Source organism: Pseudomonas sp. LBUM1663, from assembly GCF_059695905.1.
This window is the reverse complement of the sequence record NZ_CP166792.1, coordinates 5,907,918-5,933,523: the sequence shown is the minus strand read 5'-3', so window position 1 is coordinate 5,933,523 and position 25,606 is coordinate 5,907,918. Positions and strand designations below refer to the sequence as shown.

At 59.4% G+C, this 25,606-nt stretch carries 23 protein-coding genes; 7 read left to right on the top strand and 16 right to left on the bottom strand.

What is annotated here, in order from left to right; genetic code table 11:
• Positions 1-92: 92 nt before the first annotated feature.
• Together ACA075_RS27170 and bfr are read left to right on the top strand one after the other, a co-directional pair.
• On the top strand, positions 93-1,547 hold the full coding sequence (locus tag ACA075_RS27170) for a catalase (RefSeq protein WP_497296307.1): 1,455 nt from the start codon (positions 93-95) through the stop codon (positions 1,545-1,547).
• A 149-nt stretch (positions 1,548-1,696) separates the two neighbouring features.
• Entirely contained in the window at positions 1,697-2,161 is a 465-nt protein-coding gene (bfr, locus tag ACA075_RS27165) for a bacterioferritin (protein ID WP_007896795.1), read from the top strand.
• Positions 2,162-2,226: 65 nt separating this feature from the next.
• Here the strand turns inward: bfr and uvrA are convergent, their stop codons facing one another.
• The gene (uvrA, locus tag ACA075_RS27160) at positions 2,227-5,061 is read right to left on the bottom strand and encodes an excinuclease ABC subunit UvrA (RefSeq protein WP_497296306.1); all 2,835 of its coding nucleotides are present in this window, start codon (positions 5,059-5,061) and stop codon (positions 2,227-2,229) included.
• Positions 5,062-5,252: 191 nt separating this feature from the next.
• On the opposite strand from uvrA, the gene ACA075_RS27155 reads away from it, so the two are divergent.
• Entirely contained in the window at positions 5,253-6,650 is a 1,398-nt protein-coding gene (locus ACA075_RS27155) for an MFS transporter (protein ID WP_497296305.1), read from the top strand.
• A gap of 9 nt (positions 6,651-6,659) precedes the next feature.
• On the top strand, positions 6,660-7,187 hold the full coding sequence (locus ACA075_RS27150; RefSeq protein WP_010467282.1) for a single-stranded DNA-binding protein: 528 nt from the start codon (positions 6,660-6,662) through the stop codon (positions 7,185-7,187).
• Positions 7,188-7,255: 68 nt separating this feature from the next.
• On the opposite strand, the gene ACA075_RS27145 is transcribed toward ACA075_RS27150, so the two are convergent.
• The 10 genes from ACA075_RS27145 to ACA075_RS27100 form a co-directional block, all read right to left on the bottom strand.
• Positions 7,256-9,460, bottom strand: coding sequence for an OsmC domain/YcaO domain-containing protein (locus tag ACA075_RS27145; RefSeq protein ID WP_497296304.1), 2,205 nt, complete (start codon positions 9,458-9,460; stop codon positions 7,256-7,258).
• Between the two features lie 120 nt (positions 9,461-9,580).
• A complete protein-coding gene (locus ACA075_RS27140; protein ID WP_497296303.1) occupies positions 9,581-10,738 on the bottom strand; it encodes a glutathionylspermidine synthase family protein in 1,158 nt (385 codons plus the stop codon).
• Positions 10,739-10,750: 12 nt separating this feature from the next.
• Complete coding sequence (locus ACA075_RS27135; RefSeq protein WP_497296302.1) at positions 10,751-11,470, bottom strand: DUF1190 domain-containing protein; 720 nt, start codon at positions 11,468-11,470, stop codon at positions 10,751-10,753.
• A gap of 18 nt (positions 11,471-11,488) precedes the next feature.
• Positions 11,489-11,917, bottom strand: coding sequence for a DUF350 domain-containing protein (locus ACA075_RS27130; RefSeq protein ID WP_123365591.1), 429 nt, complete (start codon positions 11,915-11,917; stop codon positions 11,489-11,491).
• Positions 11,918-11,933: 16 nt separating this feature from the next.
• Positions 11,934-12,608 (bottom strand): DUF2491 family protein, encoded by a 675-nt coding sequence (locus ACA075_RS27125; protein ID WP_497296301.1) that lies wholly within the window; start codon positions 12,606-12,608, stop codon positions 11,934-11,936.
• On the bottom strand, positions 12,595-13,629 hold the full coding sequence (locus tag ACA075_RS27120) for an ion channel (protein WP_497296300.1): 1,035 nt from the start codon (positions 13,627-13,629) through the stop codon (positions 12,595-12,597). Before ACA075_RS27120 ends, ACA075_RS27125 begins: the two co-directional genes overlap by 14 nt.
• Before the next feature lie 71 nt (positions 13,630-13,700).
• Positions 13,701-14,264 carry a rhomboid family intramembrane serine protease gene (locus ACA075_RS27115; protein ID WP_497296299.1) on the bottom strand — a complete coding sequence of 188 codons (564 nt, stop codon included), beginning with the start codon at positions 14,262-14,264 and terminating at the stop codon, positions 13,701-13,703.
• Positions 14,265-14,424: 160 nt separating this feature from the next.
• A complete protein-coding gene (locus ACA075_RS27110; RefSeq protein ID WP_219097497.1) occupies positions 14,425-15,123 on the bottom strand; it encodes a PspA/IM30 family protein in 699 nt (232 codons plus the stop codon).
• Between the two features lie 24 nt (positions 15,124-15,147).
• Complete coding sequence (locus ACA075_RS27105; RefSeq protein ID WP_219097496.1) at positions 15,148-15,729, bottom strand: YjfI family protein; 582 nt, start codon at positions 15,727-15,729, stop codon at positions 15,148-15,150.
• A 282-nt stretch (positions 15,730-16,011) separates the two neighbouring features.
• On the bottom strand, positions 16,012-16,566 hold the full coding sequence (locus ACA075_RS27100) for a cysteine hydrolase family protein (protein WP_497296298.1): 555 nt from the start codon (positions 16,564-16,566) through the stop codon (positions 16,012-16,014).
• Between the two features lie 104 nt (positions 16,567-16,670).
• Between ACA075_RS27100 and ACA075_RS27095 the strand changes: the two genes are divergently transcribed.
• From ACA075_RS27095 to ACA075_RS27085, 3 genes are all read left to right on the top strand, one after another.
• Positions 16,671-17,663: a GlxA family transcriptional regulator gene (locus ACA075_RS27095; protein WP_497296297.1), complete on the top strand. Its 993-nt coding sequence runs from the start codon at positions 16,671-16,673 to the stop codon at positions 17,661-17,663.
• Between the two features lie 240 nt (positions 17,664-17,903).
• Complete coding sequence (locus ACA075_RS27090) at positions 17,904-19,013, top strand: DUF3182 family protein (protein WP_497296296.1); 1,110 nt, start codon at positions 17,904-17,906, stop codon at positions 19,011-19,013.
• The gene (locus tag ACA075_RS27085; RefSeq protein WP_109635233.1) at positions 19,003-19,761 is read left to right on the top strand and encodes an alpha/beta hydrolase family protein; all 759 of its coding nucleotides are present in this window, start codon (positions 19,003-19,005) and stop codon (positions 19,759-19,761) included. Before ACA075_RS27090 ends, ACA075_RS27085 begins: the two co-directional genes overlap by 11 nt.
• A 104-nt stretch (positions 19,762-19,865) precedes the next feature.
• Here the strand turns inward: ACA075_RS27085 and ACA075_RS27080 are convergent, their stop codons facing one another.
• From ACA075_RS27080 to ACA075_RS27060, 5 genes are all read right to left on the bottom strand, one after another.
• The gene (locus ACA075_RS27080; protein WP_497296295.1) at positions 19,866-20,876 is read right to left on the bottom strand and encodes a lysylphosphatidylglycerol synthase domain-containing protein; all 1,011 of its coding nucleotides are present in this window, start codon (positions 20,874-20,876) and stop codon (positions 19,866-19,868) included.
• The gene (gene clsB, locus ACA075_RS27075; protein ID WP_497296294.1) at positions 20,863-22,158 is read right to left on the bottom strand and encodes a cardiolipin synthase ClsB; all 1,296 of its coding nucleotides are present in this window, start codon (positions 22,156-22,158) and stop codon (positions 20,863-20,865) included. Before clsB ends, ACA075_RS27080 begins: the two co-directional genes overlap by 14 nt.
• A complete protein-coding gene (locus ACA075_RS27070; RefSeq protein WP_497296293.1) occupies positions 22,155-22,952 on the bottom strand; it encodes an endonuclease/exonuclease/phosphatase family protein in 798 nt (265 codons plus the stop codon). Before ACA075_RS27070 ends, clsB begins: the two co-directional genes overlap by 4 nt.
• Positions 22,949-23,875, bottom strand: a complete 927-nt coding sequence (locus ACA075_RS27065) for a DUF72 domain-containing protein (RefSeq protein ID WP_497296292.1) — start codon at positions 23,873-23,875, stop codon at positions 22,949-22,951. Before ACA075_RS27065 ends, ACA075_RS27070 begins: the two co-directional genes overlap by 4 nt.
• 277 nt (positions 23,876-24,152) lie before the next feature.
• Positions 24,153-25,355, bottom strand: coding sequence for an MFS transporter (locus ACA075_RS27060; RefSeq protein WP_497296291.1), 1,203 nt, complete (start codon positions 25,353-25,355; stop codon positions 24,153-24,155).
• Between the last annotated feature and the right edge of the window lie 251 nt (positions 25,356-25,606).

Below are 25,606 nucleotides of genomic sequence, written 5' to 3'. Positions count from 1 at the left end.
AGCGTAATGAATTTGTAGCTGTAACGTTCGTGATCAATACTCCCTTTCAGCCGATTAGCCGGCAGTTAAAGACTGACAGAGGAAGAGATCGCATGAGTCAAAATAAAACGCTGACCACCGCCAGTGGCGCTCCTGTCGCCGACAACCAGAATTCCCGTTCCGCCGGCCCTCGTGGCCCACTGCTGCTCGACGACTTTCACCTGATCGAGAAGCTTGCCCACTTCAATCGCGAGAACATCCCTGAGCGCCGTGTACACGCCAAGGGCTCGGGTGCTTACGGCACGTTTACCGTGACTCGCGACATCACCGAGTACACCAGCGCCAAACTGTTTGAATCGGTCGGCAAGAAAACTCCGACGTTCCTGCGCTTTTCTACGGTTGGCGGCGAACGTGGTTCGGCCGATACCGAGCGCGATCCACGTGGCTTTGCCCTGAAGTTCTACACCGAGGAGGGTAACTGGGACATCGTCGGTAACAACACGCCCGTGTTCTTCATCCGTGATCCGTTGAAATTCCCGGACTTTATCCACACCCAAAAGCGTCTGCCGCAAAGCAATCTGAAAAGTGCGCAGATGATGTGGGACTTCTGGTCGCACTCGCCTGAGGCGCTGCACCAGGTCACTATTCTGTTCTCCGACCGCGGTATTCCTGACGGCTATCGTCACATGCACGGCTTTGGTAGCCACACCTACAGCTTGATCAGCGCCAATGGCGAGCGGCACTGGGTGAAGTGGCACTACAAGACCCAGCAAGGGATCAAGAACCTGGCGCCGGCAGAAGCGGCACGTTTGGCCGGTACCGATCCGGATTACGCGCAGCGTGACCTGTTCGGCGCGATTGAGCGCGGTGACTTCCCGAAATGGCGTGTATGCATTCAGATCATGACCGAGGCCCAGGCCGCGGCGCATTATGAGAACCCGTTCGATGTGACCAAAACCTGGTCGCAGAAAGAGTTTCCGCTGATCGAAGTCGGCGAGCTTGAGCTCAACCGCAATCCGCAAAACTACTTTGCCGAAGTCGAGCAAGCGGCATTCGCCCCGAGCAACATGGTCCCAGGCGTTGGCCTGTCGCCGGATCGAATGCTCCAGGGCCGCGTGTTCGCTTATGCCGACGCGCATCGCTATCGCATCGGCACCAACCATCAGCAACTGCCGGTGAATGCGCCTCGCAGTCCGGTGAATAGCTATCAGCGCGATGGTTCGATGGCATTCGGCAGCAATGGCGGTGCAGCACCTAACTATGAGCCGAACAGCTATGTCGATTCGCCGAAACAAGCGCCTCGCTACGCTGAGCCACCGTTGGCATTGAGCGGTGCCGCTGATCGTTACGATCATCGTGAAGACACTGACTACTACAGCCACGCCGGGGCACTGTTCCGCCTGATGACTGACGAGCAGAAAACGCTGCTGGTCAACAACATTGCCGGAACCATGGCCGGCGTTTCCGGTGACGTGATCGATCGTCAATTGCAGCACTTTTTCAAGGCCGATCCGGCGTATGGAGAAGCAATCGCAAAGGCGTTGGGCGTACAGCTTAACGAAGTCTAAACGAGAAGCAGAACCGCCCTCATTTGGGCGGTTTTTGCGTTATTTGAACCACTTTTCTCAGAATATCTTCGCATTTATCGCGCAAGCGGAGTGACCAAACAGTCTCCTTGGTTCAAACTACAGACTTTCAAGCAGGGAGATGTAGGGCGATGCAAGGCCACCCAGACGTAATCGATTACCTCAACACGTTGCTGACCGGCGAACTGGCCGCGCGTGATCAATATTTCGTTCATTCGCGGATGTATGAGGACTGGGGATTTACCAAGCTCTACGAACGAATCAATCACGAGATGGAAGAAGAAGCAGGGCACGCCGATGCCTTGATGCGCCGCATCCTGATGCTGGAAGGCACGCCGCGCATGCGTCCGGACGATCTCGATGTCGGCACCACGGTGCCTGACATGCTCGCTGCCGACCTGCGCCTGGAATACAAAGTCCGTGCCGCACTCTGCAAGGGCATCGAGCTCTGCGAGCAGCACAAGGACTACGTCAGCCGCGAGATGCTGCGGGTTCAATTGCATGACACCGAAGAAGACCACACCTACTGGCTTGAAAAGCAGATGGGGCTGATCAAGTTGATCGGTCTTGAGAACTACCTGCAATCCCACGCCTGATTGCTCCCGATACAAAGAAGCCCCTGTCACCGATCAAGTGACAGGGGCTTTTTCGTGAGCTCAATTCAGGCCTTGTCGCGAGCCAGCAGCGGCTTGAGGTAGAAGCCGGTGTGAGACTGCTTCATCTCGGACACTTCCTCCGGGGTACCGACAGCAATGATCTGTCCACCCTTCGAACCACCTTCAGGTCCCAGGTCCACCAACCAGTCAGCGGTCTTTATCACGTCGAGGTTATGCTCGATCACCACCACGGTGTTGCCGTGGTCGCGCAGTCGATGCAGCACGTCGAGTAGTTGCTGAATATCCGCGAAGTGCAGGCCGGTGGTCGGCTCATCGAGGATGTACAGTGTCTTGCCGGTATCGCGCTTGGACAGCTCGCGGGACAGTTTCACCCGCTGGGCTTCACCCCCCGACAGCGTCGTCGCCGATTGCCCCAGCTTGATGTAAGACAGACCCACGTCCATCAACGTCTGAAGCTTGCGCGCCAGCGCCGGGACAGCGTCAAAGAACACCCGTGCTTCCTCGATGGTCATCTCGAGGGTTTCGTGAATGTTCTTGCCCTTGTACTTGATCTCCAGAGTCTCGCGGTTGTAACGCTTGCTCTTGCAGACATCACACGGGACATAGATGTCCGGCAGGAAGTGCATTTCCACTTTGATCAGGCCGTCGCCCTGACATGCTTCGCAGCGTCCGCCCTTCACGTTGAAGGAGAAACGTCCCGGGCCGTACCCGCGGGAACGGGATTCCGGCACACCGGCGAATAGTTCGCGAATCGGCGTGAACAGCCCGGTGTAGGTCGCCGGGTTGGAGCGCGGCGTTCGGCCAATCGGGCTCTGGTCGATATCGACGACCTTATCCAGATGCTCCAGTCCCTTGATGCTGTCGTGAGCGGCCGCCTCAAGCGTCGTTGCACCATTGAGTGCCGTAGCGCTCAAGGGAAACAGCGTGTTGTTGATCAGCGTCGACTTGCCCGAGCCGGACACACCGGTCACGCACGTCAACAGACCAATCGGAATGTCCAGGTCGACATTGCGCAAGTTGTTGCCGCGAGCGCCCTTGAGGGACAGCGACAACTTCTTGTTACGAGGCGTGCGTTTGGCTGGAACGGCAATCTTCACTCGGCCCGACAGGTACTTGCCGGTCAACGAATCAGGATGCGCCATCACTTCGGCCGGCGTCCCTTCGGCAACAATATGCCCACCGTGGACCCCCGCCCCCGGCCCGATGTCCACCACGTAGTCGGCCAGACGAATAGCATCTTCGTCATGCTCGACCACGATCACCGTGTTGCCGATGTCGCGCAGGTGCTTGAGCGTGCCGAGCAAACGATCGTTATCGCGCTGATGCAGACCGATCGACGGCTCATCGAGGATGTACAGAACCCCCACCAGGCCGGCGCCAATCTGACTGGCCAGGCGAATCCGCTGGGCTTCACCGCCGGACAACGTATCGGCACTGCGGTCCAGCGAAAGATAGTCCAGTCCCACGTTGACCAGGAACTGCAGGCGCTCGCGGATTTCCTTGAGGATCTTGTCGGCAATTTCGCCGCGACGGCCCGTGAGCTTCAGCACGCCGAAATACTCACACGCATCGCCAATCGGCAGATTGGTCACCGCCGGCAGCGTCTTCTCGCCCACCCAGACGTGCCGCGCCTCACGACGCAAGCGCGTGCCACGGCAATCCGGGCAAGCCTGGGTGCTGAGGAACTTGGCCAGCTCTTCACGCACAGAAGCCGACTCGGTTTCGCGGTAGCGACGTTCCAGGTTCGGCACGATGCCTTCGAACGGGTGCGAGCGTTTGACGATATCGCCACGGTCGTTCAGGTATTTGAAGTCGACGTTCTGCGAACCGCTGCCGTGCAGGATGAACTTCTGCTGATCGGCTGGCAGGTCGTTGAACGGCACTTCCAGGCTGAACTTGTAGTGCGAAGCCAGCGAGCCGAGCATCTGGAAGTAATAGACGTTACGCCTGTCCCAACCGCGAATCGCGCCCTCGGCCAGCGTCAGATCGCCGTTCACCAGGCGTTTGATGTCGAAGAACTGCTTGACTCCCAGACCATCGCAGGTCGGGCAAGCGCCGGCGGGGTTGTTGAAGGAGAACAGCTTGGGTTCCAGCTCGCTGATCGCGTGGCCGCAAATCGGGCAGGCGAAGCGCGCGGAGAAGATGATCTCTTCGCCGGGCTCGTCGTCCATCGGCGCGACCAGTGCAATCCCGTCGGCCAGCTTCAGCGCGGTTTCGAACGACTCGGCCAGGCGCTGTTGCAGATCGGCGCGGACCTTGAAACGGTCGACTATTACATCAATCGAATGCTTCTTTTGCTTATCCAGCTTCGGCAGCTCATCCAGTTCGCAGATCCTGCCGTTGACCCGGGCCCGGACAAAACCCTGGGCGCGCAGTTCTTCGAAGACCGACAGGTGTTCGCCTTTGCGCTCGCGAATCACCGGGGCCAGCAGCATCAGCTTGCTGCCCTCCGGTTGGGCGAGGACCAGGTCGACCATCTGGCTGACGGTTTGCGCTTCCAGCGGAATGTCGTGATCCGGGCAGCGTGGAATACCCACGCGTGCGTAAAGCAGGCGCAGGTAGTCGTAGATTTCGGTGATGGTGCCGACCGTCGAGCGCGGGTTGTGTGAGGTCGACTTCTGTTCGATGGAAATGGCTGGCGACAAACCTTCGATGGTGTCGACATCAGGTTTTTCCATCATCGACAAAAACTGCCGGGCATAGGCCGACAGCGATTCGACGTAGCGGCGCTGGCCTTCGGCATACAGCGTGTCAAACGCCAGGGACGATTTGCCGGATCCGGACAGGCCGGTGATGACGATCAGTTTGTCCCGTGGCAGGGTCAGGTCGATGTTCTTCAGGTTGTGGGTTCGGGCCCCACGAATCAGGATCTTGTCCAAAGTGGCCTCGCTTGGCGGGCGTCGAAAACGTAGGAGTATACGGCCAAATACTGGATGGATGCACACTATCAAACGAGCGGAGTTGTGTCTTACATGAAGAGTCTGTCAGCGGAGCGCGTCAAAGCGTCGCGATATACCCCGTCAATCGATGGGACTGGTAGAATCGCCGCCGGTTCACATGAGGTTTTTCCATGCACGATCCCCACAGCGAACGCATGAGTGGCAGTGAGACCCGCGCAGCAAGCGGTCTGGCCCTGGTGTTCGCCTTCCGTATGCTTGGCATGTTCATGGTGTTGCCGGTACTGGCGACCTATGGGATGGATCTGGCAGGAGCGACCCCGGCCCTCATCGGACTGGCGATTGGCGCTTACGGCCTGACCCAGGCGATCTTTCAGATTCCTTTCGGCTTCATTTCCGACCGCATCGGCCGTCGTCCGGTGATTTACCTCGGGCTCATCATCTTCGCCCTCGGTAGCGTGCTGGCGGCCAATGCCGATTCGATCTGGGGAGTCATCGCCGGACGCATCCTGCAAGGCGCCGGGGCGATTTCAGCCGCTGTGATGGCGCTGCTCTCAGACCTGACCCGCGAACAGCACCGGACCAAAGCCATGGCCATGATCGGCATGACGATTGGTCTGTCGTTCGCTGTGGCCATGGTAGTAGGGCCGCTGTTGACCCGCGCCTTCGGCCTGTCCGGGTTGTTCCTTGCCACGGGCGGCATGGCGCTGTTCGGCATCGTGATCGTGATGTTCATGGTGCCGAAATCCACCGGGCCGTTGCAGCACCGCGAGTCCGGTGTCGCGCGTCAGGCGCTGATCCCGACACTCAAGCACCCGGACCTGCTGCGCCTGGACCTCGGCATTTTTGTGTTGCACGCGATGTTGATGTCGAGCTTCGTCGCCTTGCCCCTGGCGCTGGTTGAAAAAGCCGGCCTGCCTAAAGAACAGCACTGGTGGGTCTACCTCACCGCGCTGCTGATCTCCTTCTTCGCCATGATCCCGTTCATTATCTACGGCGAGAAGAAACGCAAAATGAAACGAGTTTTATTGGGCGCGGTGCTGACGCTGATGCTCACTGAGCTATTCTTCTGGCAGTTCGGCGATAGCTTGCGGGCTCTGGTGATCGGGACGGTGGTGTTTTTCACCGCGTTCAATCTGCTGGAAGCCTCGTTGCCTTCGCTGATCAGCAAGGTTTCACCAGCAGGCGGCAAGGGCACGGCAATGGGGGTTTATTCCACCAGCCAGTTCCTCGGTTCGGCGCTCGGCGGTATTCTCGGCGGCTGGATGTTCCAGCATGGCGGTCTGTCGGTTGTGTTCCTGGGATGCGCTGGCCTGGCTGCCCTCTGGCTGGCCTTTGCTGTTACCATGCGCGAACCTCCCTACGTGACGAGTCTGCGCTTGCCGCTGTCGCCCGAGGCGATCCGCGAAGCGGGTCTGGTCGAGCGCCTGAAGGCCGTCGTAGGGGTAACAGATGCAGTGATCGTCGAAGATGAAGCGGCGATTTACATCAAATTGGACACAGAACTATTGGATCGCACCACCCTTGAGCGCCTGGTGAACAACCCGGCCGGGGCAGCGTGCGTAGCCTAGGAGAACGTTATGGCCCGTGGGGTTAACAAAGTCATATTGGTCGGCACTTGCGGCCAGGATCCCGAAGTTCGCTACTTGCCTAACGGTAACGCCGTGACCAACCTGAGTCTGGCGACCAGCGAACAGTGGACCGACAAGCAAACCGGTCAGAAGGTTGAGAAGACTGAATGGCACCGTGTTTCGATGTTCGGCAAGGTGGCCGAGATCGCCGGTGAATACCTGCGTAAAGGTTCGCAGGTCTACATCGAAGGCAAGCTGCAGACCCGCGAGTGGGAAAAAGACGGTATCAAGCGTTACACCACTGAAATCGTGGTCGACATGCAAGGCACCATGCAACTGCTTGGCGGCCGTCCACAGCAGGGCGACCAACAAGGCGGGGGCAATAACTACCAGCAGTCCGCCCCGGCTCCACGCCAGCAGGCTCCGCGCCCGCAGCAGTCGGCACCGCAGCAGTCGCGTCAGGCTCCGCCTCCACAGCAGGCAGCGCCACAACCGGCTCCGGATTTCGACAGCTTTGATGACGATATCCCGTTCTGATCCGCGGCTTTTCAGAACCGTAGACAAAAAAAGCGAAGCCATATGGCTTCGCTTTTTTGTGGGCGCTGTTAACTGGCCAACGTGGTCACATTGGCCCTTGCCGAGTGCAGCTTCTTGTAGCTTTCGATCAACCGCAGGTGCCGGTCGAGCCCCTCCAGTTTGATGCTGGTCGGCGTCAAACCATGGAAGCGCACGCTGCCGTCCACGGAACCGATCACTGCATCCATCCGCTCGTTACCAAACATCCGACGGAAATTGGCCTCGTAATCTTCCAGCTCCAGGTCTTCGTCCAGCTTCATCTCCAGCACCGCGTTGATGGCTTGGTAGAACAAACCACGTTCAACTGTGTTGTCGTTGTACTGCAGGAACATTTCAACCGCCTCTTTCGCCTCTTCAAATTGCTGCAAGGCGAGATAAATCAGCAGCTTCAACTCCAGGATCGTCAGCTGCCCCCAGGCCGTATTGTCGTCAAACTCGATGCCGATCAGGGAGGTGATGTCGGTGTAGTCGTCCAGTTCACTCTCCACCAGGCGCTCAACCAGCGCTTGCAGTTCGTCGTCGTCCAGGCGATGCAGGTTCAGGATGTCGGCGCGGAAGAACAGCGCTTTGTTGGTGTTATCCCAGATCAGGTCGTCCACCGGATAGATTTCCGAATAGTCCGGCACTAGGATGCGGCACGCCGTCGCGCCGATATGCTCGTAGACCGCCATGTACACTTCTTTGCCCATGCCTTCGAGAATGCCGAACAAGGTTGCAGCTTCCTCGGCGTTCGAGTTTTCACCCTGGCCGGAGAAGTCCCACTCCACGAATTCGTAATCGGACTTGGAGCTGAAGAAGCGCCACGACACCACGCCGCTGGAATCGATGAAGTGCTCGACGAAGTTATTCGGCTCGGTCACCGCGTGACCTTCAAACGTCGGCTGGGGCAAGTCGTTGAGGCCTTCGAAGCTACGCCCTTGGAGCAATTCGGTCAGGCTGCGTTCCAGTGCCACTTCCAGGCTCGGGTGCGCGCCGAACGAGGCGAACACGCCGCCAGTACGCGGGTTCATCAACGTGACGCACATCACCGGGAATTCGCCTCCCAGGGACGCATCCTTCACCAGCACTGGGAACCCTTGCTCTTCCAGCGCCTGAATACCGGCGAGGATTGCGGGGTACTTCGCCAGCACGTTGGCCGGCACGTCCGGCAATGCAAATTCACCTTCGATGATTTCGCGTTTGACCGCGCGCTCGAAGATCTCCGACAGGCACTGCACCTGGGCTTCGGCCAGCGTGTTACCGGCACTCATGCCGTTGCTCAGGAACAGGTTTTCAATCAGGTTGGACGGGAAATACACCACCTCGCCGTCCGACTGGCGCACGTAGGGCAGCGAGCAGATGCCGCGCTCTTCATTGCCCGAGTTGGTATCGATCAGATGGGATCCGCGCAGCTCGCCGTCGCGGTTGTAAATCTTCAGGCAGTACGCATCGAGGATTTCGCCCGGCAGTTCATCTTTACGGCCAGGCTTGAACCAGCGTTCATCCGGGTAATGCACAAACGGCGCATTGGCGATCTCTTCGCCCCAGAACTGGTCATTGTAGAAGAAGTTGCAGTTGAGTCGCTCGATAAACTCGCCCAACGCCGACGCCAGCGCGCCTTCCTTGGTTGCGCCCTTGCCGTTGGTAAAACACATCGGCGAGTGCGCATCGCGGATATGCAGCGACCACACGTTGGGCACGATATTGCGCCACGAGGCGATTTCAATCTTCATGCCCAGGTCCGCCAGAATGGCCGACATATTGGCGATGGTCTGCTCCAGCGGCAGATCCTTGCCCGCAATATACGTGCTCGCCTCTGAGGCAGAAGCAGGCATCAGCAACGCTTGGGCATCGGCGTCGAGGTTTTCCACCTCTTCGATCACAAACTCAGGCCCGGCTTGCACCACTTTTTTCACGGTGCAACGGTCGATGGAACGCAGGATGCCCAAGCGGTCCTTGTCGGAAATGTCCGCGGGCAACTCGACCTGGATCTTGAAAATCTGGTTGTAGCGGTTCTCCGGGTCAACAATGTTGTTCTGCGACAGGCGGATGTTTTCGGTGGGGATACTGCGAGTGTCGCAGTACAACTTCACGAAATACGCCGCACACAACGCTGACGACGCCAGGAAGTAGTCGAACGGACCCGGTGCCGAGCCATCGCCCTTGTAGCGGATAGGTTGATCGGCCACCACCGTGAAGTCGTCGAACTTGGCTTCAAGTCGAAGGTTGTCGAGAAAGTTGACCTTGATTTCCATGGGGGATTACCAGAATAACGGCTAGACGAATGGCCGCCATTATCCGGCATTTCAGCCGTAAGTCTTGCGGGCGTCTGTCGATATCTCCATACCGGGCCTTTTTAGTGGGCGATGGAGCGATCAGTCGAGTATCAGATGCGGCAAGAACCGGCTCGAATCCTTGGTGATCAAGCTGTTGTCCTCACGTACACCGATCCCCGCCGCTTGATCGCCGACTACCCAGGAGCCAATCAAAGTAAAGCTGTCGCCGAACTGCGGAAGCGGCGCGAATTCCTGAAGGATAAACGGCGCATCGGTGTAGGGCCCGTCCTCTTTCACGATCAGACCGTCAGCGGTTTGCAGCTCGATATTGGCACCTTCCCGGGAGAAGAACGGCTTGCGCACCCAGCCCTTGGGCACGGCTTTGCCCGGATCGGTATCCAGATGCGCAGCAAGCAGGTTCGGGTGACCTTTATTGAATTCCCACAACAGCGGCAGGATGCCTTTGTTGGAGATGATGGATTTCCAGGCCGGCTCGAAAAACTGCGTATCACTCTGGGCAATCGCGGCACCAAAGGGTTCGTGGAAGATGAACTCCCAAGCGTGCAGCTTGAACAGGTGAGGAATCCAGCGATCTTCGAGGTCGACGAAACGTCCGTCACTGGTCAGGCCGATGTCTTCGATATCGATATGGCGTGATTCGATGCCGACCTTTTCCGCCACCAGCCGCAGGTAATCGGTGGTGCCCTTGTCTTCGACCGAATCTTTCATCGAGGCGAAATAGAAAGGCTGCTTGAGCTGCAATTGAGCGAAGGCCTGATGCAGTTTGGTGTCGATGCTGTTGAACTGGTCGGCGTGCTTGGGCAGCACGCCGCGTTCGATGCATTGCTCCAGCCAGCCCCACTGAAACGCAGCGGCCTCATACAGGCTGGTCGGCGTGTCGTAATTGAGTTCCAGCAACTTGGCGGGCCCGGTGCCGTTGTAGGAGAAGTCCATGCGCCCGTACAGGTGCGGGTGACCTTCGAGCCATGAGGTGCGAACCATGTCGAAGAATGGCGCGGGAATGCTCAGGCGCTCCAGCAACTCCTCGCTCTGCACCACGCGGGCCACCAGATCCATGCACATCTCATGGATCTCGGTGGTCGGGTCCTCGAGATCGTTTTCGATTTGCTTGAGCGAGAACTGGTAGTACGCGCTTTCATCCCAGTAGGGTTCGTTGTCGATGGTGTGGAACAGAAAGCCGAGATTCTCGGCTGTCTGTTTCCAGTCAGGACGCTCTGCGCATTGGATCTTCTTCATGCCCCGGCTCCCTTAACTGCTCGATCCGCCGCCGCCCCAGCCGCTGCGTGCGCTGGCCTTGCTGCCGAAGCCGCCACGGGAGGTGGACGAGGCGACGGAAACCGGCTTGCTGGTAGAAGAACGGACGGAGTCGGCGTAGTTGCTGCTGCCGTACCTTGCCTGATTGGACTTGGTGAACGTCGAGCCCTTGGCAATCCGCTGGCTGAGCGTCGAGTTCGAGTAGCTGCCGCGATCATCGCGATAGCGGTACACCGGCTCCGAGTAGTAGCTGTTGCGGTTGCTGCTCAGCATGTTGCCGATCAGCAGGCCGGTCAGCAGGCTGCTGGTGGAGAAGCCCGAGCCACCCGTGTTCGCCGTTTCCGAGGCGGGTAATTGCGCCTTGGCCGCGTCCACCTGGGATTGCGTCACCTGGCCATCAGCGGTCAGTTCGAAACCGCCTAGTTTTGGGATGAACTTGCCGGCGGAATCCTGTTGGCACCAGTCGGCGACAAAGTCGGCATCGCAATCGGCCTGGTTGTCGTACACCGGCGCAATGCGGCGATGCTCGGCCATGGCCGTCATGTAGGCGTCCGAGCAGACGTCCACCGGGAGCTTTTCATCGGCGCACTGCTGAACGGACTGGAAGTTGTACTTCTTCTGTACCGCGTAGGTTTTTTCCGTCGGCCCGCAGCCTGATATCGCCATGGCGACCGACGCTGCCAGCGAAAGCTGAACGTACTTGCTTCGTTTCATCGGGATCTCCGGGCGCAATCAGTTCTGGGAAGGAGTCATGCACGCGGCGTTCAACATGCCGACGCTGATGGCCACGGCTGCGACGTAGATGCCCGCCGCGATTTCACCTTTCTTGATGCGCTCAGAAGTACCTTTGAGCACCAGGCTGGTCACGAGGAAAGCCAGCAATTGTACGAGGGCGGCGATCACCGCCCAGACGACGAAGTCGAGAATGCTGATCGAGTAGGCAATCACATTGCTGGCTGGAATGGCGAAACCGATGATGGCGCCGCCCAGGGCAATGGCGGCGGCCACGTTGCCCGAGCGGATCAGTTCGAATTCCTTGTGCGGCGTGATGCGGGTGTAGATGAACTGGAACAGGGCGAACAACACGGCAGCGCCGAGGAGGTACGTGACAAACCCGAACACGGCGGCTTTGTTCAGGGAAATGGAGAGTGCTTCTAGCATGGACTTCTTCCTTTTTTCAGAACGTGTTCAGGTCGGTTGTGTACAGCGAGATGCCCAGCGACGTGCTCAAACTGATAGTGCCTTCGGCGTCTTCTTCGACGGAAAACAGCAGGAACTCCCGGCGATCGGTCAGACCGGTTTCGCGGGCGTACAGCATCGAACGGTGCTCGATGCTGTAGGCGTCATCCGGGTTTTTCAGCTGTTCGCTCAGCGCTATCAATTCTGTCTGGCCATCCTCGGTGCCCCATTCGCGGGTGTATTCGACGCCGTTATGGGTGTAGGTCGGCAGGCCGATCAGGCTTTGCGGACCGGCCAATCGGCGCAGCTCCGCTTCACTGCTGATGGTGATGTAACTGAGATAGTTGAAGAGAATCACCGACTCGACCTGCCCGGCGATGTCGCCGGTGGTGTGCACCTGGAGCCAGTAGTCTTCGTCGTTCATGTAATAGCGCGACAGCCAGGTCGACTGCCCGAGATCGACGGTGCCGTTGCTCCAGATCTGCTGGGAGCCCGGGATCGTTACCGTGGTGTTGCCGTCGAGCAACAATCTCAGGGAAGTGTCGAACATCACGCCCTTGCCCAATGCCAGGCCCAGCGGACCGGTGGCGGGCAGGGTTTCGCTGGCTGTCCATTTCGATTCTGTATTCGCTTTCGGGGCCTCAAGCCCCATCAACTGTTTAAACCATCCCATTGGAGATTTCCTTGAGGCGAGTGGAGGCGATGTAGAAGAGTTCGCCGCCCTCAACGCGGGTGGCGCCGGGCGGGTTGATCGACGGTTGTCGGGCGCCTTTGGCGCGATAGCCGATGAGCGTGGCGTTGTGATGTTCTTTCATCCGTGTGTACAGATCGCCAAACGTCGCTTCAAAGGCCTCGGGCAGTTTCATCAGGTATTGAGTGGCGCCCTGGCCCACGCACAGCAGTTCATTGATGACCACTGACGAGCCCGGATCCTGAGAGGCGCGCACCAACATCTCGATGGCCATGCTGGAAGTGCATTCCAGGCTGGGCGCGTAGGCGCTGGCGAGCGAAGCGATTTCACTGTCATTGAAGTGGGCGACCACATGCCCGGCAGGCTGCAGTTGGTTGACCGCCAGCACGGTGGCCAGGGTCAGGTCGTCTGAATGGGTTCGCACCAGAACGCGTTCGGCACCGGGAACGCCGGCGCGCAGCAACAAGGCCACGGAGGATAGGCTTTCACCTTTGATGAAGCTCGCTTTGCCCGGCATCGGGTTTTCTTCAAGGGTGCAATCGCAAATGACAATCAGGTTGTCGTTCGAGGTTTCGTCCTGAAGCAACAACTCAATGACCCGTTCGCTGGACGCGCCTTCCCAGCCGATGAGAACCGTATGGCCGACCTTTCCGGTGAAATCGCCTTTGCCCTTCATGCCTTTTCTCCATGCATCGATGACGCTGCTGGTGGTTTTGCCAATGGCTGCCGTCAGCAGCGCAATGCCCCCGAGCATGACCCAGGTGGCCACGAAAATCCGTCCCGCCGCTGTCTGCGGTGCGAGATCGCCGTAGCCGACGGTGAGTGTGGTGGTCAGATAGAAGTAAGTAAACGTGGCGGGCGCGGTGAGGTGTTGTTCGCCCAGTAACACCAGGCCCAGATACGCCGTGATCAGGTGCACGCCCAAGGCAATGACCAGGCCTGCCCAGCCGAAACGGTGGAAGAGGGACGAGGCATACATGCGCAATAAAAGGAAAATCGACATTTCGTCCCTGACTCCGTGGGTACTTGTTCCTGGCGACTTCATCGCCTCGGCGTCTGAATGCGCAAGTGCGTTCAACCGGCGGCATTAAACCTGCTGTGCGGCGCCGAGAAAAGTACCTTGGCTGCAATAAATCCGGCGAGTGCACCAAACAGATGGCCTTCGAAGGAAACGCCCTGGCGAGGCAGGAAGCCAAAAATCAGACCGCCGTAGAGCAGGGCCACGACGCCGGCCGTTATCAGGTTGCCCCAGCTCCTGTGGAACCAGGCGCGGGACAAGAGGTACGCCCATAGCCCGAATACCCAGCCGCTGGCGCCGATGTGTACGCCTGCAAAGCCGAACAGCCAGACCAGCGCGCCGCCCAGCAGAATAATGATCGCACTGACCGTAATGAACCGGTTGAGTCCTTCGATGATGACCAGTGTGCCCAGAATCAAAAAGGCAATCAGGTTCGCGCTCAGGTGCGCAAAGGAAGCGTGCAGGAAAGGCGAGGTGATGATGCCGAGCAGACCGTGCGCGGTTCTCGGGATCAAACCGAAGGCCATGAGGCTGTAGCCGGTCGCGACATTGACCAGTTGCAGCGCGACCATGAAGAGCGCCAGGCCTGCGATTGTCTTGAAACCCTTCAGGGCATCCATCCTTGACCTCGATTCACTGAAAACTGAAACGCAACCTATTGTGGGAGCGAGCCTGCTCCGGGCGGCGTTCCGACGAAGGGGGAGTGTCAGTCGACATCTATGTTGTCTGACAAACCGCAATCGCTAGCAGGCTAGCTCCCACAGGTTTTGCATTCGGCAGTTACTCGGCCGATTTTTGCTTCAGGCGTTCCAGAATCGCATTGGCGCTGCCGGCGTCCGGGGTGATGCCGGCGTCGCGCAGTTTGCGTTCCAGGTCAGTACCGGTCGACGCATCGGCCAGTTGGTCCTGAGCTTCCAGTTCAGCCGCGCGTTGCTGCTGCTTGGCCTGCAGGCGGTTCAGCGTACCGACGGCGGTTTCCAGCTTGCCGTTGGCGCCGCCACTGGCAATCGAAGCGCTGACCTGGGCTTTCTGTACGCTTTCGCGAGCCTTGGCCATGTCTACTTGCTGGCGCAGGCTTTTGATGCGGTTTTCGGCCTTGGTGATGTCTTTGCGCATGTTTTCAGCGTAACCGCCGAATTCGGTGGCCTGCTTCTGCTCGACGTCCAGTTCGTTGGTCAGGGTCGAAATGGCTTCGGCCACTTCCAGGGCCAGGTCTTCACGGTTGGCCTGGATTGCGGCCAGGGCCTTGGATTCCAGGTCCTTGATCTTGGCGTTGTACTCGCTGACGCGATCAGCCGACAGTTTGTGCTTGGCCATGATGGTGACCAGCTCACGCTTGGCGTTGGCTAGGGCGCTGTCCGCATCGCGAATTTCCTGGTCAAGGATGCGCAGGGCCTGTTGGTCGACGATCGATTCGCCGACTTCGTTGGCACCGCCACGCAGCGCGGTGAACAATTTGCTCCAGATGGACTGAGTCATTGGATATTCCCTATTCCCGAATAATTAATTGAAAAAACGTTCGAAGGCTTCGCTGGCGCGCTGGACGTTGTCGACCAGGGTTTTCACCTCGGTCACGATGTTCGTCAGGCTGGAGTCGGAGCTCAATGCGCCAAACATGTTGTAAACAATCTGCCCGTTCGGCATGGACTCGATACCGATCGAGGACAGCGGGAACATCTCCCGGCTGCGCAGCACGGCGTCGTTGAAGGCCGGCACGTCATTGATGGACTCGACGTCGACCAGAACGGTATCGACGATGATCTGTTCGCCAACCACCGCGATGTAAATCGGCAAGCCACCGAAATCGTTCATTTCCAGCTTGATGCTGGACTCGGAGCCTTGAACGAGAGAAAGCGTGATGTCGTTTGAAACCACTTCGTCCAGGGCTTGAAGGGCGCTAAAGAGGCGATCGATGTTCCAGTTTGTACCTGCGCTCATGTAATTCTCCGACATGAATGAGCCAGCCAGAATCGGTTGGCGAAGCTGTTTCTCCATCTGCTTGAGCAGGCTTCGGTTTTCGGGAAGCACCCAAGTCTCGTGTTTCACATAACCGGCGGCACCCAGGCCCGCGCGCATCTGCTTCATGTAAAAGCTCGATGGTTTTTTCGCGGACGGTTTCGAGCGCTCTCCCTTGCGGCTTGCCGAATCGTTATCGGGCCCTGGTGGAGGACTCGATGGAGGGCTGCTTTTCATGGGGCTGACCTCGTTGTGAAAAACTCACGCGTGAGAAACACTACAGGCAATTTTTGTCACGCTCAATAGCTCACGCGTGAGATTTTTTGTCATACATTTTTCGTTTCACGAAAAAGGCCCGCAGCGCTCAAGCGCGGCGGGTCCTTTTTGGAATTTGATCAATACGTTACGTGGTTAGCGGTTAGCCGCCAGGAATTCGTCAGTGGAAATCACGCTCGCATAGGCGAAACCCAGAGCCGACATAAAGGCGGCGTGAACGTGGGCGGCGGGCACCGTGACGCCGTTGAATTCCAGATCGCGTGAGGCGCAGGCGTCTTGGATCACGGTGACGGTGTAGCCAAAGTCCGCGGCGGCGCGGGTGATGCCGTCCACACACATGTGGCTCATGCTGCCAACGACCACCAGTTCCTTGATGCCTTGCTCGTCGAGGATCGATTTCAGTTCAGTTTCACGAAACGAGTTAACGAAGTGCTTGAGCACCACCGGCTCATCGGCGCGGTTCAGGACTTTGGGGTGCAGCTTCGCGCCTTCGGAACCCGGGGTGAAGAAGGGGGCTTCGTCGGAGGTGAACTCGTGACGGATGTGCACCACAGAATCACCGGCGTCGCGAAACGCTTTGAGCAGACGGACGGCGTTGTCGGCGGCAGCGTCGGCGCCGACCAGCGGCCACTTGCCTTGAGGGAAGTAGTCGTTTTGGATATCGACTACGATGAGTGCTTGCTTGCCCATGACTGTTTCCTCGAAATAGGTGTGTTGGGTGTGGAACGAAGTATTGGCTCTGGCAGGCCGTCAGGGGATTGGCCGCACCGACAATAGAAGGGGGAAAACTGACAATGGACGCAGAAAGGGCAATCGCCGAACTCGGTGTGCTGATTTATCCCGGCGCGCAGATGGCGGCGGTGCATGGGCTGACAGACCTGTTCGGGGTGGCCAACCGGATTGCCGCCGAGCATCAGGCTGCGCAATTGCCGTTGCTGCGGGTCAGCCATTGGCAAGTTGATGGCGAGCAGGCGCCCGAGCGGGTGTACGACAGTCATCCCGGGCCCGACCGCGCCTTGGTGGCGGTATTGATTCCGCCATCGATTGCCGGTTTTTCCGAAGGCCAGGCACCGCAGGCGTTGATCCACTGGATGCGTCAGCAACACGCCCGGGGCGCGACCCTCGGTGGCGTCTGCGTAGGCTCGATTCTGCTGGCCGAAAGCGGCTTGCTTGACGGCCGCAGCGCAACCACCCACTGGACCTCGGCCAAAACTTTCGCCGAGCGTTACCCGGCCATCAAGCTTATGGCCGATACCCCCATCGTCGACGACGGCGACCTGATCACCACCGCCGGGCTGATGGCCTGGTCCGAGCTGGGTTTGCGCCTGGTCGACCGTTTGCTCGGCCCGAGCATCGCCACCGGCACCGCGCGTTTTCTGGTGGTGGAACACAGCGACAGCGCGAGTGAATGCGGCAGTAACTTTTCACCGATTCTCAGCCACGGCGATGCGTCGATTCTCAAGGTTCAGCATTGGCTGCAAAGCACCGGTGCCACGGACGTGTCGCTGACGGCGATGGCCGAGCGGGCAGGGCTGGAAGAACGCACGTTCCTGCGCCGTTTCCGCGCAGCGACCGGGTTGAAACCCACCGAGTACTGCCAGCACCTGCGGGTCGGCAAGGCTCGGGAAATGCTTGAGTTCACCAACGGCACCATCGATCACATCGCGTGGACTGTGGGCTATCAGGACCCGGGGGCGTTCCGGGCGACGTTCAAGAAAATTACCGGGCTGGCGCCGAGTGATTACCGGTCGCGGTTTGGGGTGATGCCCACTGCCGTATCACGGTAGTCGAAACACCCCAATCCCCTGTGGGAGCGAGCAGGCTCGCTCCCACAGGGGATCAGTTGAAGGCCAGGATCGTGCAAAATGCCAGAGTCGCCGATGGGCGTCGTGCAGAATCGAGCAGGCGTCGTGCCATTACGATTTCTGCAACCGACTGATTTCAAAATCGTTTCGATCAAGCTCCCATTGGCTTGATCTCTGCACCCCTTCAACTACATTCATCGAAAGTCGATTGAAGGGGGACGCATGACCCCAACAAACCGCAAAAAACTGGTAGTCGCCCATTCGGTCCGCCCCGAGGCGCCCCAGCACGAAGTCGAAACCAATCGCGCGCTGGCACGTTGGCTGGCGCACATCCTGGGTCTCAAGTTCGGTGGCAGTTACGACCCCGAACTTCACAACGGCCGGGACCTTTATCTGTTGCCGACCCAGACCCTGGTCGGCGCCGCTGCCGCCCGGGCTTTGGGCGTCACGGGGCCGGAGGATCTGTGGGGCGGTTACGTCGACCACGATTTCATCTGCACCAAAGCCATCAGCCACGGGTTGCGCAACAAAAATGCGCAGGCCCCGGAAGGCTGGTCACCGTTGTTTTCCGAACGCGTACGCAGCGTGGTGCTCGATGGCGTCAGCGTGTTCTCGTTCGACGATGCGCGACCGGCGGCGGAGCATTTGCTCTACGCAGGTCCCATCCGAATCAAGCCGATTCATGCCTGCGCCGGACGTGGACAGGAAGTGATCAAAAGCCTCGACCAGTTCGACGCCGTTCTGGCTCGCCCCGATGCCAAGGCACTGTTCAGCGAAGGCGTGGTGGTCGAGCAGGATCTCGACAAAGTCATCACCCACAGCGTCGGCCAGAGCTTTTTCGGCGGCAAGGTGCTGAGTTATTGCGGTGATCAATACTTGACCGAAGACGGTCGGGGCGAGCAGGTTTATGGAGGGTCCAATCTGTTGGTGGTGCAGGGGGATTACGAAGACCTGCTGAAACTGGACCTGCCTGACGATGTGCAACTGGCGATCCGGCAGGCGCAAGTGTTCGACAGTGCCGCAGACGAGGCCTATCCCGGTTTTTACGCCTCGCGCCGCAACTATGACATCGCCCAGGGCCTGGACAGCAGCGGCAAACAGCGCAGCGGCGTGCTCGAACAGTCGTGGCGCATGGGCGGTGCCAGCAGTGCCGAAGTGGCCGCGTTGCAGAGCTTCGTCAACGACCCCGGGATGCGCGCGATTCGCGTCTCGTCGGTGGAAACCTACATCGACCAACCACTGCCGCCGGACGCCATCGAGGTGTATCGCGGGCCCGCGGAAAACAGTGACTTTCTTCTCAAGTACGTAACGGTCAAATCCTATGACGGCTAGAAGCGAAACCATTCAGATCGACATCGACGATGAACAGATGAGCGGGACCTTTCTGAGCCCCAAATCGAAAGTCCCCGGCGTGTTGTTTGTGCACGGTTGGGGCGGCAGCCAGGAGCGGGACCTGGAGCGGGCCAAAGGCATCGCCGGCTTGGGGTGCGTGTGCCTGACGTTCGACTTGCGCGGGCACACCGGCGGTACCGGCATTCCGCTCACGCGAGTGACGCGTGAAGACAACCTGCGCGACCTGCTGGCGGCATACGACCGCTTGCTCGCCCACCCGGCGCTCGACACCTCTGCCATTGCGGTGGTTGGCACCAGTTATGGCGGTTATCTGGCCTCGATTCTGACTTCATTGCGTCCGGTGCGCTGGTTGGCGCTGCGGGTGCCGGCGCTGTATCGCGACGATGAATGGCATACACCCAAGCGTGAACTGGACAAGGCTGATTTACGCGATTACCGCAACACACTGGTGCGCGCCGACAGCAATCGCGCCTTGCATGCCTGCTCGCAATTCACCGGGGATGTGTTGCTTGTGGAGTCCGAGACCGACGACTTCGTGCCTCACGCAACGATCATGAGCTATCGCGCCGCGTGCCAGCAGACGCATTCGCTGACGCACCGGATTATCGATGGTGCCGATCACGCCTTGAGCGAGCCGGTTTCGCAGCAGGCCTACACCTCGATCCTGGTGGACTGGATTACTGAGATGGTGGTGGGTGAACGGTTGAGCATTATTCAATCGAAGTGAGATGTGCAGCGTTTTTGAGGACGCCATCGCGGGCAAGCCCGCTCCCACAAGGGTCTCTGGTGAACCTTGAGGGAGCGGGCTTGCCCGCGATGGCGTCCTCGAAATCAACCTGTCTCTTTGGGCTTTTTGGCAATCCGCAGCGACTTCGCCTTCGCCTCCACCACCAGATACATCACCAACGTAATCAACAACGGCAAAATAAAATAAATCGCTCGATAAGCCAGCAACCCCGCCACCAGGCTCCCCCGCGAAGCCTCGTGTTGCAGCAGCGCCACAAACACCGCCTCCAGGACCCCAAGCCCGGCAGGAATGTGGGTAATCACCCCGGCAATCGCACTGATCAACAACACGCCCAGCACTAACGGATAATCCAGTTTGCTCGGCAACAATGTGAAGATCACCGCCGCCATCAGGGACCAGTTCAGGGCCCCGAGGGCCAGTTGCAGCAGCGCCATGCGCAAGGACGGCAGGTTGATTTCCACCCCGCGTATTGCCCATTCCCGACGTTTGGAGAACTGGCATGCCGCCAGATACCCCGCGCTCACCAGCAGCAACAACACCCCCACACCTTGCAAGGCACCGCTGCTCAACTTCCAGCCCGGCGGCATTCTGACCAGTCCGCTGCTGAACACTGCCCCCGCAATCACCATGTAGCCGAACCAATTGGTCGCCAGGCTCAGGCCGAGGATTTTCGCGATGTTGCTTTTGCTCACCCCAAGCCGAGAATACAGGCGATAACGCATGGCAATGCCGCCAACCCAGGCACTCAGGTTGAGGTTGAAGGCGTAGCTGATGATCCCCACCGGCAGGATCTGTTTCCAGGTCAGGTCCTGGCGGATGTAGGTGCGGCCGATCAGGTCAAAACAGGCGTACACCAGAAAACTCACCAGCGTCAGGCTGGACGCAATGATCAGCGTGCGGACCTTGAAATCGGCCAGGGTGTCGAAGACTTCGTTCCATTCGATGCGCTGGGCGAGCATCGTGAACAGCACGATCAGCGCCAGGAAAAACAGCATCGTCAGCGGCTTTTTCCAGCGGCTGAAGCGTGATTTCTTTTCCGAGGCAGGCGTTGCGCTGTCTCCGCGAGGTGCCGAGTGAGCCTCAACGCGGTCCATTGTGATCGCTCCCGGCGGGATGAGTGAAGGGTTTCAGGCGTGGTTTATGCGCCGGCAGCCAACCCGCCCACGCCGGGAAGTGACGCAGGAAGTGAAACACCAGAAAGCCGACGGTCATGTGCCAGATCCGTCCGCGCGGTGCCTTTTCCACTGACATGGCTTTGCAGTGGTTGTTGCTCAGCACCTCCAGCCGTTCGAACAGGTCGTGGTTGAAGGCCCGGTCGCGGATCAACACATTGGCTTCCAGGTTCATGGACAGGCTCAACGGGTCGAGATTGCTCGAGCCGACGGTGCTCCAGTCCTCATCCACCAGCGCGACTTTGCCGTGCAGCGGGCGTTCGCAATATTCGAAGATCTGCACGCCGGACTTGAGCAAATAATCGTAGGTCATGCGCGCGGCCAGTTTGGCCACCATCATGTCCGGTTGCCCTTGCAGGATCAGGCGCACGTCGACGCCACGGCGCGCGGCGTTGCGGATTTCACGCAGCAAGCGGTAGCCCGGAAAGAAGTAGGCGTTGGCGATCACGACGCGGCGCTGGGCACTGCGCAGCACCTGGCGGTAAACCTCTTCGATATCCGTGCGATGGTCGCCGTTGTCGCGGTACACCAGTCGGACCTGGCCGTCGTGGTCACTGAACGCCATTTCCGAGCGCCGCTGCCGGCGGCGTTGCCACCAGTATTTGGCGCGAGCCGGGCGGCCACTTTGCAGCAGCGCGAAGTGATGAATGTCGGCTACCGCCGGGCCTTGCACTTCAACCGAGTAATCCTGCTTGGCCTCGGGGCCGAAGTCGGCCAGGTGGTCGGCGGAAAAGTTGATCCCGCCGATGAACGCAATCGTGCCGTCCACCACCACGATCTTGCGGTGCAGACGGCGGAACCAGTTGGTGCGGATGCCCAAGCGCTTGGGTGCCGGATCGAATATTTGCAGGCGCACGCCGGCCTGGCTCAACGCCGCGAGATAGCCGTTGCTCAACTCGCCACAGCCAAACCCGTCGAGACTGGCGCTAACCCGTACACCGCGTTGGGCGGCTTCGATCAGCACTTGCTGCAGTTCATTGCCGACCTTGTCCTCGAACACAATGAAGGTTTCCAGGAGGATTTCAGTCTTGGCCTGGCGCATGGCCTCGAACACCCGCGGGAAATAGGCTTCGCCGTTTTCGAGCATTTCCACAAGGTTGTTGCCCTGCCACCCGTATTCGACGTCGACCACGCCGGGTTCACGCACCGGCGGGGTAGTTGGCACGTGTTCAACGGTGGCTTTTTCCATCGGGGCGCTGCTCATAGCTCGATCTCCACCGACAGCGGTGCGTGGTCGGAAAGGTGTGACCAGGGGCGCGCCGCCAGCACTTGTGGACGGCTGGCCTTGAGGTTGCGCACATAGATGCGGTCCAGGCGTAACGCCGGCAACCGCGCTGGAAAACTGCGCGCCGGTTTGCCGTGGTGCTCGGCGAACACCTCGCGCAGCCCACAGGGCTTGAGCAAAGCATCGGCCCGCTGGCGCCAATCGTTGAAATCGCCGGCGACAATCACCGGGGCGTCGGCCGGAAGGTCTTCGAGGCGTCGTGCGAGCAATTTCAGTTGTTCTGTTCGGTGGCTTTCACGCAACCCCAGATGCACGCAAATGGCGTGCACTTCCCGGCCATCGCCGGGCATGCGCAGCACACAGTGCAGGAGGCCGCGGTTCTCATGGCCGCTGATCGAAACGTCGAGGTTGTCATGACGAATGATCTGGAATTTCGACAGAAGTGCATTACCGTGATCACCCGCCGGATACACCGCGTTGCGGCCATAGGCAAACTGCGGCCACAGGGTGTCGGCGAGGAATTCGTACTGCGGCATCGTCGGCCAGTTGCTGTAACGCTGCGGATGATGCTCGTGGGTGCCGTGGACTTCCTGCAAAAACACCACGTCGGCAGACACGCTACGTACCGCTTCGCGCAATTCCGGCAGGATGAAGCGTCGGTTGAGCGCGGTGAAACCCTTGTGGGTATTGACCGTCAGCACGGTGAAGCGGCGCACGGCGGTGATGATGGGTTGCTGTTCGTCGGTAATGCCGACCGGTTCGGAAATGCTCATGGCAATACCCCTTCGGCAACAGGTTCGCCGGGGGCGGTAGCGAGATCTTTGTCGAGATGGAAGTGCTCAAGCAAGCGTCGCGCATCGAAGGGGGCGCGGACCTTGATGTCGTTGTCGAAATAGCAGAATACTTCCCGGGACTTGCGGGTTTTCGGCTTTTGCCGAGGTGCGATCAGCTGCGGATCCGCCGGTTGTTGGCCGTGGTTCCAGGCGTCAATCCGCTCGCCCCAGCGCTCCAGTGCCTCAGCGGTGTAACCGCTGGCGTAGAGTTCTTCGGCGCCGTGCAGGCGCAGGTAGACGAAATCACTGGTGACGTCTTCGCGGTACGGCCATTTCCCGGCGGTGTCGGCGATGACCAGGGCAACGTTGTAGCGCTTGAGCAGGCGCACGAACGCCGGATCGATAAAGGTCTCGTTCCTGATTTCAACGGCATGGCGCAGCGGCTTTTTCTTGTAAGCCTTCATGCTGGCGGGGCCGTGCAGGTGCGAATCGTGCTGGCGGGCGAGGGCGGCGGCCTGTTGGGTGTCGTGGGGCAATTGTTCGAGGAAGCTTTCGAACAGCTCGACGTCGAATTTGAAGTTGGGCGGGAACTGCCAGAGGATTGGCCCGAGCTTTTCTTTGAGCTCCAGGATCCCAGAGGCAAAGAAATTCGCCAGCGGTTTATGAATGTCCCGCAGACGTTTGATGTGGGTGATGAAGCGCGGGGCTTTGACGCTGAACACGAAGTCCGTCGGGGTTTCGGCGTACCACTGGGCGTAACGTTCAGGCCGTTGCAGGGCGTAAAATGATCCATTGATTTCGATGCTGTTGACCGCCCGTGACGCAAATTGCAATTCGCGCTTCTGGGTCAGCCCCTTCGGGTAGAAACCACCCCGCCAGGGTGTGTAGCGCCAGCCTGAAATACCAATGTGAATCGCCGCCATGTCGCCTCCCGTCTAATGGTCCTCGGTTGCCTCTGTCTTTTGATGACCGTGGGGCGGCCGAGAAAGTTTCGACGGGACTACGGACGGTGTGCGCTCAGAAAACCACACCGACCAACTGTGGGAGCGAACTGTGGCGAGGGGGCTCGCCCCGTTCGGTTGCGAAGCAGCCGCGAAAACTGCCCATGCGATGTGGCTGAATTAATCGGGTCGTAAGGTCTGGGGGCGCTTCGCGCCCCAACGGGGCAAGCCCCCTCGCCACAGTTCGCTCCCACAGGGTTTAGTGTCCGGCGACGATGCGGGTTGAGCTCTCGGCATACACCGGCCCGAGTCGATCAAGGCGCCCACTCCACGCCGTCAGCGCCAACGCCACCAACACCACTAGCCCGCCAATCCACGCGGTATGGATCAGACCCATATGCGCGACGATCAACCCACCACCCCACGCGCCACCGGCGATGCCAAGGTTGAACGCGGCGATGTTCAGCCCCGACGCCACGTCCACCGCATGCGGGGTGTGATGTTCGGCTTGACGCACCACATACACTTGCAGCCCCGGCACGTTACCGAACGCCACTGCGCCCCAGACCAGCACGGTGGCTAGCGCCAGCCATGGGTTGCCGGCGGTAAAGGTCAGCACGAACAGCACGGCAGCGAGCAGGGCGAAGATGATTTTCAGGGCGCTGATCGGGCCGCGCTTGTCCGCCAGTTTGCCGCCCCAGATGTTGCCGACCGCCACCGAGATGCCGTAGACCAACAACACCAGGCTGACCGTGCTGGCGCTGAAGCCGGAAATGTCCTGGAGAATCGGCGCCAGGAAGGTGAACGCGATGAACGAGCCGCCGTAACCGACTGCGGTCATGGCGTACACCAGCAGCAGGCGAGGCTGCTTGAGCACCTGCAATTGCTGCAACAGCGAAGCGGGTTTGCTGTGGGCGATGTTTTTCGGCACGTAGAGCAGGCTGCCGATAAAGGCGATCACACCCAATGCGGATACGGCGAGGAAGGTTTCACGCCAGCCGAAATGCTGACCGATGAAGGTCCCCAGCGGCACACCGGTGACCAGCGCCACGGTGAGGCCGGTGAACATGATGGCGATCGCGCTGGCGGCTTTTTCCTTTGGCACCAGGCTGGTGGCGATGGTCGAGCCAATCGAGAAAAACACCCCGTGGGCGAGGCCGGTGACGATCCGCGCCATGACCAGCGATTCGTAGCTGGGGGCTTTCCACGCCAGCAGGTTGCCAAGGGTGAACAGCACCATCAGCGACAACAGCAGCAATTTGCGCGGGACTTTGCCGGTCAGCGCGGTGAGCACCGGGGCGCCGATGGCAACACCCAGGGCGTAGAGGCTGACCAGCAGGCCGGCAGACTGCAGGCTGACGCCGAGGTCGGCGCCGATGGTGGGTAACAGGCCAACGATGACGAACTCGGTCGTCCCGATGGCGAAGGCGCTGAGGGTCAGCGCGAGCAAGGCAATGGGCATGACTGCAACTCCGGTGGGTTTGATTGATGGAGCGCAGTGTCGGGGTTTGGGTTGTGCGGAAAAATAGAGAGGTGGGCATTTGATATTTGCGTGCAGGTCAAATATCGACAGAACACTACAAAACCCTGTGGGAGTGAGCCTGCTCGCGATAGCGGCGGCACATTCAACATATATGTGACAGGCAGACCGCCATCGCGAGCAAGCTCGCTCCCACAGGGGAACTGCGGTGTTAGTTATCTCGCGGGCAAAAC

Excerpts from the sequence above, each read along its gene's own strand:
- ACA075_RS27170 (WP_497296307.1), top strand. The coding sequence starts at position 93 with ATGAGTCAAAATAAAACGCTGACCACCGCCAGTGGCGCTCCTGTCGCC.
- bfr (WP_007896795.1), top strand. The coding sequence starts at position 1,697 with ATGCAAGGCCACCCAGACGTAATCGATTACCTCAACACGTTGCTGACC.
- ACA075_RS27155 (WP_497296305.1), top strand. The coding sequence starts at position 5,253 with ATGCACGATCCCCACAGCGAACGCATGAGTGGCAGTGAGACCCGCGCA.
- ACA075_RS27150 (WP_010467282.1), top strand. The coding sequence starts at position 6,660 with ATGGCCCGTGGGGTTAACAAAGTCATATTGGTCGGCACTTGCGGCCAG.
- ACA075_RS27145 (WP_497296304.1), bottom strand. The coding sequence starts at position 9,460 with ATGGAAATCAAGGTCAACTTTCTCGACAACCTTCGACTTGAAGCCAAG.
- ACA075_RS27140 (WP_497296303.1), bottom strand. The coding sequence starts at position 10,738 with ATGAAGAAGATCCAATGCGCAGAGCGTCCTGACTGGAAACAGACAGCC.
- ACA075_RS27135 (WP_497296302.1), bottom strand. The coding sequence starts at position 11,470 with ATGAAACGAAGCAAGTACGTTCAGCTTTCGCTGGCAGCGTCGGTCGCC.
- ACA075_RS27130 (WP_123365591.1), bottom strand. The coding sequence starts at position 11,917 with ATGCTAGAAGCACTCTCCATTTCCCTGAACAAAGCCGCCGTGTTCGGG.
- ACA075_RS27125 (WP_497296301.1), bottom strand. The coding sequence starts at position 12,608 with ATGGGATGGTTTAAACAGTTGATGGGGCTTGAGGCCCCGAAAGCGAAT.
- ACA075_RS27120 (WP_497296300.1), bottom strand. The coding sequence starts at position 13,629 with ATGTCGATTTTCCTTTTATTGCGCATGTATGCCTCGTCCCTCTTCCAC.
- ACA075_RS27115 (WP_497296299.1), bottom strand. The coding sequence starts at position 14,264 with ATGGATGCCCTGAAGGGTTTCAAGACAATCGCAGGCCTGGCGCTCTTC.
- ACA075_RS27110 (WP_219097497.1), bottom strand. The coding sequence starts at position 15,123 with ATGACTCAGTCCATCTGGAGCAAATTGTTCACCGCGCTGCGTGGCGGT.
- ACA075_RS27105 (WP_219097496.1), bottom strand. The coding sequence starts at position 15,729 with ATGAAGCAGATGCGCGCGGGCCTGGGTGCCGCCGGTTATGTGAAACAC.
- ACA075_RS27100 (WP_497296298.1), bottom strand. The coding sequence starts at position 16,566 with ATGGGCAAGCAAGCACTCATCGTAGTCGATATCCAAAACGACTACTTC.
- ACA075_RS27095 (WP_497296297.1), top strand. The coding sequence starts at position 16,671 with ATGGACGCAGAAAGGGCAATCGCCGAACTCGGTGTGCTGATTTATCCC.
- ACA075_RS27090 (WP_497296296.1), top strand. The coding sequence starts at position 17,904 with ATGACCCCAACAAACCGCAAAAAACTGGTAGTCGCCCATTCGGTCCGC.
- ACA075_RS27085 (WP_109635233.1), top strand. The coding sequence starts at position 19,003 with ATGACGGCTAGAAGCGAAACCATTCAGATCGACATCGACGATGAACAG.
- ACA075_RS27080 (WP_497296295.1), bottom strand. The coding sequence starts at position 20,876 with ATGGACCGCGTTGAGGCTCACTCGGCACCTCGCGGAGACAGCGCAACG.
- clsB (WP_497296294.1), bottom strand. The coding sequence starts at position 22,158 with ATGAGCAGCGCCCCGATGGAAAAAGCCACCGTTGAACACGTGCCAACT.
- ACA075_RS27070 (WP_497296293.1), bottom strand. The coding sequence starts at position 22,952 with ATGAGCATTTCCGAACCGGTCGGCATTACCGACGAACAGCAACCCATC.
- ACA075_RS27065 (WP_497296292.1), bottom strand. The coding sequence starts at position 23,875 with ATGGCGGCGATTCACATTGGTATTTCAGGCTGGCGCTACACACCCTGG.
- ACA075_RS27060 (WP_497296291.1), bottom strand. The coding sequence starts at position 25,355 with ATGCCCATTGCCTTGCTCGCGCTGACCCTCAGCGCCTTCGCCATCGGG.